This is a genomic window from Enterococcus sp. R12 (genome assembly GCF_058135755.1).
The window spans coordinates 1,429,097-1,440,780 of sequence record NZ_CM176874.1; the positions used below are offsets into that span (position 1 = coordinate 1,429,097).

Annotated in this window: 11 protein-coding genes, 1 tRNA gene and 2 other annotated features; of the genes, 8 read left to right on the top strand and 4 right to left on the bottom strand. The window is 44.1% G+C overall.

All coding sequences use genetic code 11. The features are described from left to right. Window positions 1-822 precede the first annotated feature (822 nt). Window positions 823-1,035: a binding site (T-box leader), on the top strand. A 67-nt stretch (window positions 1,036-1,102) separates the two neighbouring features. Then, window positions 1,103-1,350, top strand: a binding site (T-box leader). Window positions 1,351-1,408: 58 nt separating this feature from the next. Genes trpE through trpA form a run of 7 tightly spaced genes read left to right on the top strand, consistent with a single transcriptional unit; the run spans window position 1,409 to window position 7,817 of the window. Continuing rightward, window positions 1,409-2,815, top strand: coding sequence for an anthranilate synthase component I (gene trpE, locus ACTW1R_RS06550; RefSeq protein ID WP_375826324.1), 1,407 nt, complete (start codon window positions 1,409-1,411; stop codon window positions 2,813-2,815). Next, window positions 2,796-3,374 (top strand): aminodeoxychorismate/anthranilate synthase component II, encoded by a 579-nt coding sequence (locus ACTW1R_RS06555; RefSeq protein ID WP_375826325.1) that lies wholly within the window; start codon window positions 2,796-2,798, stop codon window positions 3,372-3,374. The genes trpE and ACTW1R_RS06555 overlap by 20 nt, the downstream gene beginning before the upstream one ends. Before the next feature lie 16 nt (window positions 3,375-3,390). Then, on the top strand, window positions 3,391-4,425 hold the full coding sequence (trpD, locus tag ACTW1R_RS06560; RefSeq protein ID WP_375826326.1) for an anthranilate phosphoribosyltransferase: 1,035 nt from the start codon (window positions 3,391-3,393) through the stop codon (window positions 4,423-4,425). Window positions 4,426-4,451: 26 nt separating this feature from the next. Continuing rightward, window positions 4,452-5,210, top strand: a complete 759-nt coding sequence (gene trpC, locus ACTW1R_RS06565; protein WP_375826327.1) for an indole-3-glycerol phosphate synthase TrpC — start codon at window positions 4,452-4,454, stop codon at window positions 5,208-5,210. Then, on the top strand, window positions 5,207-5,854 hold the full coding sequence (locus ACTW1R_RS06570) for a phosphoribosylanthranilate isomerase (RefSeq protein ID WP_375826328.1): 648 nt from the start codon (window positions 5,207-5,209) through the stop codon (window positions 5,852-5,854). The genes trpC and ACTW1R_RS06570 overlap by 4 nt, the downstream gene beginning before the upstream one ends. After that, window positions 5,851-7,044 carry a tryptophan synthase subunit beta gene (trpB, locus tag ACTW1R_RS06575; protein WP_369674862.1) on the top strand — a complete coding sequence of 398 codons (1,194 nt, stop codon included), beginning with the start codon at window positions 5,851-5,853 and terminating at the stop codon, window positions 7,042-7,044. Before ACTW1R_RS06570 ends, trpB begins: the two co-directional genes overlap by 4 nt. Next, on the top strand, window positions 7,041-7,817 hold the full coding sequence (gene trpA / locus ACTW1R_RS06580; RefSeq protein ID WP_005225741.1) for a tryptophan synthase subunit alpha: 777 nt from the start codon (window positions 7,041-7,043) through the stop codon (window positions 7,815-7,817). The genes trpB and trpA overlap by 4 nt, the downstream gene beginning before the upstream one ends. A gap of 151 nt (window positions 7,818-7,968) precedes the next feature. Here the strand turns inward: trpA and ACTW1R_RS06585 are convergent, their stop codons facing one another. Beyond that, window positions 7,969-8,826 carry a PhzF family phenazine biosynthesis protein gene (locus ACTW1R_RS06585; protein WP_375826329.1) on the bottom strand — a complete coding sequence of 286 codons (858 nt, stop codon included), beginning with the start codon at window positions 8,824-8,826 and terminating at the stop codon, window positions 7,969-7,971. Between the two features lie 114 nt (window positions 8,827-8,940). Between ACTW1R_RS06585 and ACTW1R_RS06590 the strand changes: the two genes are divergently transcribed. Next, a complete protein-coding gene (locus ACTW1R_RS06590; protein ID WP_375826330.1) occupies window positions 8,941-9,477 on the top strand; it encodes an AAA family ATPase in 537 nt (178 codons plus the stop codon). A gap of 39 nt (window positions 9,478-9,516) precedes the next feature. Here the strand turns inward: ACTW1R_RS06590 and ACTW1R_RS06595 are convergent, their stop codons facing one another. From ACTW1R_RS06595 to ACTW1R_RS06605, 3 genes are all read right to left on the bottom strand, one after another. Next, a complete protein-coding gene (locus ACTW1R_RS06595; protein WP_086338359.1) occupies window positions 9,517-9,939 on the bottom strand; it encodes an HIT family protein in 423 nt (140 codons plus the stop codon). A 342-nt stretch (window positions 9,940-10,281) separates the two neighbouring features. Then, window positions 10,282-10,355: transfer RNA gene (locus ACTW1R_RS06600), tRNA-Arg, on the bottom strand. Window positions 10,356-10,500: 145 nt separating this feature from the next. After that, the gene (locus tag ACTW1R_RS06605; protein ID WP_005225745.1) at window positions 10,501-11,199 is read right to left on the bottom strand and encodes an O-methyltransferase; all 699 of its coding nucleotides are present in this window, start codon (window positions 11,197-11,199) and stop codon (window positions 10,501-10,503) included. Window positions 11,200-11,684: the final 485 nt, after the last annotated feature.

Below are 11,684 nucleotides of genomic sequence, written 5' to 3' on the forward strand. Positions count from 1 at the left end.
CACATTGACTGTTTTGATGAAAGACAACTCTTTCGTGTTCTTTTTGATTTTATACGAAAAAGGCAAGTTTTGCTATTTCCAATTCACTGGATGATGTTTTTTTTATTAAAAAAGATGGGATCGACAACCTTCTGAGTAACTGTCTAAAGGAATGCGTTTGTTTTATGTGTTTTAACGGTTAAAGGTCTATCATGTGTTCGTATTTCTTCATTCGCAAATACATAGAATAACTTTCTTTCGACAATTTTATTTTTGAGGAAAAAAGACTCTTTTTGCGAGAGGCGTAGAGTTTTCGATGGAGCGCAGAATTGATGATCCATTCAATTTCTGCTTGTTCTTCCTCGGATAATTCGACTATTTTCTCATTGGATTGAATGAGAGAGTAAGTAAATTCTAAGCAGCTCATTTTATAAATAAAGGTGGAAAAATATAATTTGTCTATGTGCATTTAATCACCCTTTCTTACATTCGGTTCAATCATATAGAAGAATATTTCAAATAACAATTCTTTTTTTTCATGATGTTATGAAAATTTTGGGTAAATGTCGATTTTTTGGCAAAATTATAGCAAAGCTTTCACTCTTTAATCTTCACGTAAGGGTTATAAAAAAACAAATATTATTTAAATAGAGTAGCAGTTATAATTAAGTACGCTGAAAGAAGTGAAGGAGATTTTTGTCCTAAAGAATGTCTTTTTATTTTGGTTAAGGCAACCCATTGTAGGTTGTTTTCTTGTATTGTCAAAAGGAGACAAAAAAAGAAAATTCGCTTTTTTCTGTTGACAGATCAGCAAAAGCCACGTAATATAGCTACCAATAACTAGTAAAGACCAAACAAAAGAGAAGTATGAGGACGTTCGTCTTGCAGAGAGCTGATGGTGGTGTAAATCAGCAGATTGACGCTTCAGAAATGGACTTTTGTGTCGAAAGGCTGAAATCAGTAGGCTTTTTTCGGGATCTCCCGTTACAGAGAACGATCGTTGATAGACGATCTAGAGAACCAATTGAGGTGGCACCGTGAGTAATCGCCCTCATGCAGACGAGTTTGTTTGCATGAGGGCTTTTTTGTTTTTCTTGCCCTTCAACCAATAAAAAAAATAAACGTAAAATCAAACTAAGAGAAGTACTTGAGTCTTTTTTGGTTACAGAAAGTCGGCGGTGATGAGAGTCCGATACCAAGAAATCAAGGAAATGGCCTTAGCCGATCATTTTTTGAACCCTTTTTTTGGCAGTAGGAAAATGCGGGAACTCCCGTTATAGAGGAAGACCGTTGTTAGACGGTTGATAGAGAAGAAGTTGTTTTTTTAGGCAACTTTCAATTGAGGTGGTACCGCGGTCATTCGCCCTCAAGCAGACGTTTTTATGATGTTTGCTTGAGGGCTTTTTGTTTACAAAGAAAGGAGCAGCTTATGTATCGAATGGAACGAATCAACAGCGATTGTTTGACACCTGTCTCAGTGTTTTTACGGATTCAAGGGGCGCATAAATGTTTACTGGAAAGTATTCCCAGAGAAGAAGATACGGGACGCTATTCGATCCTCACCTTTGATCCTGTTCAGAAACTGACCTTTAAGGATGGTGTTTTTCAAGTGGAAGATCTTTTGGAAAAAATGGTCAACAAGTATCCCTGTCAGGACCCTTTAAAAGAAATGGAACGGTATGTAGTCAAAAAAGAAACCACCGCTTTACCGAATCTGCCGTTGCAAAGTGGGGCGATCGGGTATGCGGGCTATGATATCGCAGCTTGCTATGAAGATATTGGACAACTGCCCGCAGATGAATTGCAGGTGCCTGATATGGCCTTTTGGCTTTTTGAAACCTTTCTCGTTCTGGACCATCAAAGGGAAACCTTGACCATCATCCTTGAAAATTGCTACAGCCAAAGGGGGACCGCCGAGATGAAGCAGGTACTCCAAGCGGTGCAGCAGCAATTAAGGACACCGGTCGCAGCTGAGACCCGTGGGTTATCGAATGAAAAGCTGCATTTTACAAGTAATGTTACCCAACATGCCTATGAAACGATCGTTCGTGAGGCAAAAGCCCGAATTACGGCAGGGGATATGTTTCAAGTGGTTCCTTCCCAACGTCTGCAAGCAGCATTTACGCAAGATCCTTTTGACTATTACCGAAAACTGCGAGTGACGAATCCGTCTGCCTACCTCTATTATCTTGATTTCGATCACGGATTCAAAGTGATCGGCAGTTCACCTGAAAGCTTGATTCGGGTTCAAGGAACAACGATCACCACAAATCCAATCGCTGGTACCCGCAAACGAGGGGCAACCAAAGCAGAAGACGAAGCTTTGGCGGCGGAACTATTAGCAGATGAAAAAGAACGTGCAGAGCACCAAATGCTGATCGATCTGGGGCGCAATGATTTGGGCCGAATCGCTGAACATGGCACGGTTCATGTTCCTTTATACATGGTGATCGAGAAATACCGCTATGTCATGCATATCGTTTCGGTGGTGGCTGCCAAGCGCAGAGCAGGTGTGACGGCAATGGATGCCTTGAAAGCAACCCTGCCAGCAGGCACGGTCAGCGGGGCACCAAAGATTCGTGCCATGACTCGCATCTATCAATGGGAAGCTGTTCGAAGAGGGGTCTATGCGGGAGCCGTTGGGTATTTTTCTCGAAACGATCAAGCGGATTTTGCCATCGGGATTCGGACAATGGTTTTGAAAGACGCGATCGCTTATGTCCAGGCAGGGGCGGGTGTCGTTTATGATTCTGATCCCTCATCTGAATACCACGAAACCTTATACAAAGCCAAAGCACTATTGGAGGTGTCAGCCAATGATTTTACTCGTCGATAACTATGATTCGTTTACTTACAATCTTCTCCAGCTCTGTCCAGAAGAAACAGTCGTCTTGCGAAATGATGATCCAGACCTTTTCCTTGTTGCTGAAGAAGCAGATGCCATCATTTTTTCTCCAGGACCAGGACGTCCCGCAGAGGCAGGATTCATGATTCCTTTGATCAAAGCACACCATGATAGCAAGCCGCTTTTAGGGATCTGCTTAGGTCATCAAGCCATTGGAGAAGCGTTTGGTGCCAAAGTGGTCCAAGCACCAGCCATTATGCACGGAAAGCAATCGAGCCTTACGTATCAGAAAAAAGGCGTATTCGAAACCTACCTAGGAGACATGACTGTCATGCGCTATCACTCGCTGGTCATTGAGCCAGCGACCCTTCCTGCACAATTTGAGGTATTGGCTGAAACAAAAGGGATCATCATGGCGATCCAGCATCGACAAAAGCCGATCATAGGCCTTCAATTCCACCCAGAATCAATGGGGACAAACGAAGGGGCGTTTTTTATCCAACGGTTTCTTGAACTCATTTCAGAGAAATCAGCAAAAAGCAGCAAATGAAAAAGGAGGAACATTTATGGAAGCAGTCAAAATACAGCAGCCGCAGCAAATCACCCAGCAGCTTTTTAATGGCAGTCATTTAAGTTATCAGGAGATGCGCCACTTTGCTCAAGGAATTTTAAACGGGATGTTTTCAGAAAGTCAATTGGGGGCAGCGTTAGTTGCGATGAAGATCAACGGCATCACAGCCGCCGAATTGACCGCTTTAGCGGAAATCATGTTAGAGCATGCCGTGACCATTCCTTATGAAGGAGGAGACGCCATGGACAATTGCGGTACTGGCGGAGACCACTCCAATAGTTTTAATGTCTCCACTACGGCTGCTTTCGTGATAGCAGCTGGGGGAATCACGATGGCAAAACACGGCAATCGCAGTATCTCTAGTCGTTCAGGCAGTGCCGATGTCTTAGCCTGCTTGGGGGTATCGATCCAAGCATCACCAGAAAAAATCGCTGAGCTATTAACGACTGTCGGCATCGCGTTTCTCTTCGCTCCCTCGTTGCATCCCGGCATGAAAGCAGTGATGAAGATACGGCAAGAATTAGCAACGCCAACGATTTTTAATCTATTAGGCCCCTTGATCAATCCTGTTCCGTTGACTACGCAACTGATTGGGACTTACGCAGGCGAGAGCTTGGCCGACACCGCTCAGGCGTTAGGCAGTCTTGGTCGGCAAAGAGCAATGGTGATCCATGGATGCAACGGAATGGATGAAGCCAATTTGGCAGGTGAAACTGCGATCAGCTTTTATCAAGGAGGAGAGGTAGCCAATTTTTCTTTGGATCCACAAGCGTACGGCTTTACGCCAGCGCCGATCGAGGCGATCGTCGGCGGGGATGCCGCTCAAAATGCGGCGATCTTAACTGCGGTGTTGAAAAATCAACCCTCCGTTTATCTAGAAACGGTGGTCTTAAATGCAGGGTTAGGCTTTTACGCTAACGGCAAAGCCACCACGCTAGCAGAAGGGTTTGCGATGGCACGGGCGTGTATCGCTTCGGGTGCCGCCTATGACAAACTGCAGGAGTTGATCCGCCAGTCAAATAGCCAATAACTACGAAAGCTGTAAGGAGGAGAATCATGGATTTTTTAGAAACGATCATCCAGAAAAAAGTTGAAGAAGTTGCCGCGATGCCACAAGAAACCGAAAAGGTCGTAGCGAAACGCCCATCATTTTATCAGCAAGTCAAGGACCGACCACAAAAGATGCACCTCATTGCTGAAATCAAGCGAGCTTCACCTTCAAAAGGAGACATTAATCAAGCGATCGACCCAGTCACGCAAGCGCAAGCTTATGAAGCCGCGGGTGTCAGCGGGATTTCCGTTTTGACCGACCAGCAATTTTTCAAAGGCTCGCTGGCAGATCTTGAAGCAGTCAGTAAGGCTGTTTCGGTGCCTATACTATGCAAAGACTTCATTATCGACAAAAAACAATTGATTCGCGCCAAGAATGCGGGTGCCAGTATCGTTTTATTGATCGTGGCTGCGTTAGAGCCAGCCCGTTTCGTCGCGCTGTATCAAGAAGCTGAAGCACTAGGGTTGGAAGTACTCGTTGAGACTCATAATGCGGCTGAATTTCAACAAGCCCAAGCATTAGGTGCCAAAATCATCGGCGTCAACAATCGTGACCTAAAAACTTTTGACGTTTCCTTGGATGTCAGTGTTGCTTTAGCACCTCAGCCATCAGAGGCGGTTTATATCAGTGAATCTGGTATTCGAACGGCCGCAGATGTGCTGCAGCTTGCACCGTTTTATCATGGAGTCCTCGTTGGAGAAACGTTGATGAGGAGCAATCGAATTGTTGAAACAGCGGCAGATTTGCAGGTGAGCCGTCGATGACCAAAGTGAAAATTTGTGGACTCACCGAACGCCTGCATGTCGAAACTGCCATCAATGCAGGAGCAGATTACCTTGGCTTTGTTTTTGCCGAAAGCCGTCGGAGAATCGATCCGACCCAAGTCCGCAAGATAACGGAGCAAGTTCCCGAAAATGTAGGGAAAGTCGGGGTTTTCGTTTCTCCAAGTGTTGAAGAAGTGCAAGCGGCAATTCAAACCGCCCAATTGACAGCGATTCAGCTCCATGGAAAGGTTCTGCCATCTTTGCAAACAGCCATTCAGAAGGGGGTTTTTGCTCATCAAAAGATCGCAGTGATCCAAGCCTTTGATGGAGAAGCAGAAACTTTAAAGCAAGATTTCCTGAGCTGCGATGCAGATTTTGGTTTATTGGACGCTCCAGTAAGAGATCACCCTTATGCTGGCGGCAACGGCCAGTCCTTTGACTGGCAAAAAGCGGCGAGAGAACCGTTGCCGTTGTCTGAGCGATTTTTTATTGCTGGCGGGTTGCACGCGGAAAATGTAGAAGAGGCGATCCAACTTTTTAGGCCTTATGCTGTCGATGTTTCTTCAGGCGTTGAAACCCAGGGCAAGAAAGACAGTCGGAAAATCGAACAATTTATTCATTTAGTAAAGGAGAAAAAAAGATGACTCAGTATCCCACGAAAACAGGATTTTATGGTTCTTTTGGCGGACAGTTTGTGCCAGAGACATTGATGTATGCAGTCAAGCAATTGGAAACTGTCTATCGTGAAGCACAAACGGACGCAAGTTTTCAAGCTGAATTACAGGAATATTTACAAGAGTATGTAGGAAGAGAGACCCCCCTTTATCATGCCCAGCGCTTGTCACAACACTTAGGCGGTGCCAAAATTTATCTGAAGCGAGAAGATTTGAATCATACGGGTGCCCATAAAATCAATAATGCACTTGGCCAAGTCTTATTAGCAAAACGGATGGGGAAAAAGAAAGTGGTAGCAGAGACCGGTGCTGGGCAGCATGGCGTCGCCACAGCAACTGCGGCCGCGTTGTTCGGTATGGAATGCACGATTTTTATGGGCGCGGTAGATGTTCAGCGGCAAGCACTAAACGTCTTTCGAATGGAATTGTTGGGAGCAAAAGTGGTTTCAGTCACATCAGGCAATCAGACATTGAAAGATGCTGTCAATGAAGCGCTGCGCTACTGGGTCGCAACCGTCGAGCACACTCATTACGTGATGGGTTCGGTACTCGGTCCGCATCCTTTTCCAGAGATCGTTCGAGATTTTCAAAGTGTGATTGGCAGTGAGACACGGCGGCAACTATTAGAAAAAGAAGGACAACTACCAACGACAGTCGTTGCTTGTGTTGGCGGCGGCAGCAATGCGATGGGAATGTTTTACCCTTTCATCAACGATCAAACCGTTCGTTTGATTGGCGTTGAAGCAGCTGGAAAAGGCGTGGATACTACCGAGCATGCGGCGACTTTAACGAAAGGCAGTATCGGTATTTTACATGGTACCAAAATGCATTTGCTGCAAGACGATGATGGGCAAGTGATTGAACCCTATTCGATTTCAGCTGGTTTGGATTACCCAGGGGTCGGTCCCGAGCATTCTTATTTGAAGGAAATTGCGCGTGCGGAGTATTTCGCGGTCACTGATGAAGAAGCTGTTGACGCCTTTTATCTCTTGTCTCAAATCGAAGGCATTATTCCCGCTTTGGAAAGTGCTCATGCCGTTGCCTATGCTTTAAAGTTAGCGCCAACGATGACAGCAGAAGAACGCTTAGTGATCTGTTTGTCTGGGCGAGGGGACAAAGATGTTCAACAAATCAAAGATCGGAAAGGGGAAGCGAAATGACCAGCAAAACATTGACGATGAAACTAAAGGAGCGCCAAAAACAAGGCAAGCCTTTGTTTGTACCTTATATCATGGCGGGTGCCAACGGACTGGAACGCCTGCCAGCAGAAATCGAACTGTTGACGACACATGGCGCAGCCGCCATTGAAATCGGCGTGCCCTTTTCAGACCCAGTCGCAGATGGAGCGGTCATCCAAGCGGCTGGAATGCAGGCATTAGCCAATGGCACCACTTTAAAAAAGATCATTGCTGCGCTGCAAACGATCCATTCTGAGGTTCCACTGGTATTGATGGGGTATGCCAATTCATTCTTTCATTATGGGATTGAACAGTTAGCAAATGAGTTAAAAACGACAAATGTGAAAGGGTTGATTATTCCAGATTTACCTTTTGAACATCGATCGCTAGTAACGCCTACGTTTGATGCGGCGGATCTCGCGCTGCTCACACTGGTCTCTTTGACCAGTCCTCCAGACAGAATTCAGACGCTGATCGAAGAAGCGGAAGGATTCGTTTATGCTGTGACAGTGAACGGTGTCACTGGAGAAGATCGTCAATACAACGAACAGCTGGATCAGCATTTGCAAGCCATTTCGGAAAAAAGTCCCATTCCTGTACTAGCTGGTTTCGGGGTCTCGACCCACGCAGACGTGCAGCGCTTTGCCCGAGTGTGCGATGGGGTAGTGATCGGTTCAAAAATCGTAGCAGCCTTACAGAACGAGCCACTGCCTAAAGTCAGTGAGCTGTTAGCAGAACTTGTTGGTATTTCATAGAAAATCAATGTGAAGGAAAGAACCCGAGTTGGGTTCTTTTTTTTTATGAGAAAACTAGTATTCGAGATACTGATGGGCTGCTATGGAAAAAAGAGCACGCTGTGTGAAGAGGAAAAAAAGGCTGATGGAAGATCAGCCTAAATTGTTGTGATTATGCCAGTGTATCGGTGTCGATGGTGACTGTCTCGCAAAAATGCCCTCTGCCCCCAACGTAAACACGATGGATTTCCTTTCGCGAGGACGTAGCTAGTTTGACAAAGATTTCAGAAGGTTCACCTAAATTGCTGCCTTGTTCAAAGCGATACACTTCTTTTTCAAGGGAACACTTTTGATGCAAGAAGCAAGCCAAAGCGGCATTGGAAGTACCTGTGGCAGATTCTTCATTGATGTCAAACAATGGGGCAAAGTTACGGCAAACGATTCGTTCTTTTTCCATTGCATATAAGTGCATGCCAACTACTTGTTGCAGCGCGCTTACTTTTTTTATTTCCTCAAAATCAGGTACAACTTGCTGCAACTGGGCCGTTGTTTTGATTGGAACAAGGATATCCTTTAATCCAGTAGAAACGATTTGAATAGGAATTTGATCATCGATAGCATTGGTATCGAAACAGTCAGCTAATTGTTCTAGTGAAAGCACATCTGAAAACAGTGGTTTGTTCTGTTCCATGAAAATGACACCGTCTTTGATGGTGATCGACAAACGTCCGGCGTTGGTGTCGATGCGATACTGTTGCTTGGAAAGTTTGTTCAAATACGACAACAGAGCAAAGGAGGCAATTGTTGCATGTCCGCATAAGTCAACTTCTTCTTTTGGCGTAAAATAGTCAAATCGGAAATCGGCCTCCGGGGATTTCGATAAAAAAGCTGTTTCTGAAAAGCCTAACTCTTTTGCGATGGCTAACTTTTGTTGTGGCGTAAGAGGCTGTTCCAGCAAAACGACTCCAGCCTTGTTGCCACCCGTTTGATTTTTACTAAAACCGCTTGCGATATGTACCGTTATCTCCATAGGACACCTACTTTCTTTATTCTTGTCAAGCATAGCATAATTTTTGCAGGGGGAGGATAAGAAAACGGATTGGTTGAGCGTGTTATACTGAAGGTACGACAGAGGAGGGACATTATGAAGAAAGGGAAGGTAATTGTAGTCAGTGGTGTTACAGCGTCGGGCAAAACGACATTGGTTCGTGAATTGAGTAGATTGGCAGGTGGAGCAGTGATCTCCTTTGATGATTATAGTATCGATGCACTGCCCTCAGCACCATCTTTTGATTATTTTTTACAAGATCCCCGCGCAGCGATCAATCAATATGACATCAGTCTGCTACTAAAAGATCTGAAGAGAGCGATCAGCATTCAACCAATCATTTTTGTGGACTTTCCCTTCGGATATGAGCACCAAGATTTGCGTCAGTTGATCGATACGGTGATTTATTTGAAAACACCACTAGATATTGCTTTTGCTCGTCAGATTAAACGGGATTATACGAACGAATCAAAAGAAGCGATTTTGACTTGGGCAGATACTTATCTTTCCTATGCAAGGGAGCTATTTGTTTTACACGAACAGATCATTGCTGAAACAGCCGACTATGTACTGGATGGTGCTCGACCAGCTGATCAGCTAGCAGAACAAGTAAAGTATTATCAAGTATTTTAAGAAGCGCTTTTAAGTAAGATTTAGTCTACTGAGTTTTGTTTAAACTCCCTTACTATCTGTTTCAAAGGTCAAAAATGCCGCTGCTTCCTCTAAAGAGAGCGCTGCTCCATGGAATGTGGGCCACGCATTGATACCGTCACATTTTTTTCTCGGAATCAAGTGAAGATGAAAGTGAGGGACTGATTGACCCGCTGCTTGATTTGCTGCGCTTAGCAAATTAATCCCATCAAATCCTAAGCGAGTGACACAATGATCTGCTATTTTTTGAACCGTTTGAATGAGGTGAGCAAGAAGAACGGGGTCGCAGTCTAAAATACTGGTGTAATGTTTTTTAGGAATAACCAGCATATGATAATCCACGTCTTTGGCATGATCAAGGAAGGCGCAAACACTGTCATCTTCATAGATTACATGGCTTTTTATTTTTCCAGAGACGATACGGCAAAAAGGACATTCTTCCATCAAAATTCCTCCTATGGAATAAATTTTGTTAGTTGTGTTCGAGAAGTATAATATCTAAAAACGTGAAGCTACTGGATTATGGGAAACCATAAACGAGCTTTGCAATTAAGCCGCTCTTTGAGAGGATAATATCATATTTATTTAGCAGTTAAAACTATATGTGATAATTAATGATGTTTTAGATAATTAGTTAATAGGTTGTTTGTAAAAGAAAAGCACCGTGCTGCTGATTTGTGGTAAAAGTGACGTTTGAAAAAAGTGGCTTTTAAAAAATTTGTCAAAAAAAAATCGCTAGGAATCAAGATTCCTAACGATCTGCTAGCGCTATGCACGATAATATAACGTTCCAGGAGGGATTCGAACCCCCGACCGTTCGCTTAGAAGGCGAATGCTCTATCCGGCTGAGCTACTGGAACAAATAATTTTCAGCGAATGCTCACTTCGCCTAAGCTGTTGAAATCAATCAGCAACAAATAACATTATAGAAAAAGGGCGCAGCAATGTCAATCTCTTTTCGCCCTTTTCTTATTTTTTCTTTGAAAAAAGGAAGCGCAGCTGCTCTCAACCTTTCTCAGGTTCCTCAAGGATTACGCTATCTGCTTCTTTCGTAATGAGAATCACACCATCTCCTAAAGGGACGAGGGTGGAGGTCAGCTGAGGATGGTTCATCACGGTATCCAAGAAAAGATTCAACTTGCGATGGATCGCTCGCTGGTTCCGAGGGATGTCTTCGATGGGTTGTAGAATCGTTCCAGCTTGGAACACGTCATCCACCATCAACACGCCACCTTTGCGTAATAGACGCAGACATTCTGGTAAAAATTCAATGTATTTCGATTTGGCGCTGTCCATGAAGATAAAATCATAAGGACCACTCAATGTAGGCAGGACGTCTGCCGCTTGTCCTTCTAATAGCGTGATTTTGTCTTCATTTCCTAAGCGAGCATAGGTTTCTTTGGCTTTGCGGATCATGACGTCAAAGCGATCGATCGTTGTGACATGACCCTCTTTCACACATTGCGCCATCAAGCTTGAAGAAAAACCGATCGCTGTGCCGATCTCAAGGATTTCTTTTGGCTGAAGCTGTCCCAATAAAAACTGCAAAAAGACCACAGTTTCATGTGGGATGATTGGCACTTCTTTTTCATGAGCGGCTTGCTCGATTTCACCAAGTTCGCCGGGTAATTGTTTTTGTTTTTCACGCATAAACGCCACTAGTTCTGGTTTGACTACTGGACGATGCATCATTTCGTTGCGCATCTTCATCCTCCTCATTTATCGCTGCCCCTTATTATACGAATAACTCACCTTAAGTTCAATCTTTTCGAGTCTTTGGAACAACAAAAAAACCAGTCATACGACTGGCAGGATAAAGGGGTGAAAAATATTTTTGGGATATTTCTATCATAACGGTGTTATGTGGAGGTTTGGTTAAAATCCTGTGAAGATCTCGTCAGGTTATGCTTAAATTTTCATCAAGGAAGAAAAGCAACCCATCATCAGGGCGAAAACGAACTTTTTATCGAAATATTCAGAAAATTCAGGGAAAAGTGTTGACAGAGGAACCTGCTGTTTGGTATCTTCATAACAAGATAAAAAAAGTGATAGGTGACGACGATGGATAAACGATTGAAACAAACAGCTGCATTTTTATTATTATTATCGTAAGGACTCTTTTTCTATGACCCGCCTTTTTAAGGCATCATTTGAAGAGTCCTATTCGCATTGCATGAAGGAAACCCTTT

Bases quoted from the DNA above. Each gene is read 5' to 3' on its own strand.
- trpE (WP_375826324.1), top strand. From the start codon at position 1,409: ATGTATCGAATGGAACGAATCAACAGCGATTGTTTGACACCTGTCTCA.
- ACTW1R_RS06555 (WP_375826325.1), top strand. From the start codon at position 2,796: ATGATTTTACTCGTCGATAACTATGATTCGTTTACTTACAATCTTCTC.
- trpD (WP_375826326.1), top strand. From the start codon at position 3,391: ATGGAAGCAGTCAAAATACAGCAGCCGCAGCAAATCACCCAGCAGCTT.
- trpC (WP_375826327.1), top strand. From the start codon at position 4,452: ATGGATTTTTTAGAAACGATCATCCAGAAAAAAGTTGAAGAAGTTGCC.
- ACTW1R_RS06570 (WP_375826328.1), top strand. From the start codon at position 5,207: ATGACCAAAGTGAAAATTTGTGGACTCACCGAACGCCTGCATGTCGAA.
- trpB (WP_369674862.1), top strand. From the start codon at position 5,851: ATGACTCAGTATCCCACGAAAACAGGATTTTATGGTTCTTTTGGCGGA.
- trpA (WP_005225741.1), top strand. From the start codon at position 7,041: ATGACCAGCAAAACATTGACGATGAAACTAAAGGAGCGCCAAAAACAA.
- ACTW1R_RS06585 (WP_375826329.1), bottom strand. From the start codon at position 8,826: ATGGAGATAACGGTACATATCGCAAGCGGTTTTAGTAAAAATCAAACG.
- ACTW1R_RS06590 (WP_375826330.1), top strand. From the start codon at position 8,941: ATGAAGAAAGGGAAGGTAATTGTAGTCAGTGGTGTTACAGCGTCGGGC.
- ACTW1R_RS06595 (WP_086338359.1), bottom strand. From the start codon at position 9,939: ATGGAAGAATGTCCTTTTTGCCGTATCGTCTCTGGAAAAATAAAAAGC.
- ACTW1R_RS06605 (WP_005225745.1), bottom strand. From the start codon at position 11,199: ATGCGCAACGAAATGATGCATCGTCCAGTAGTCAAACCAGAACTAGTG.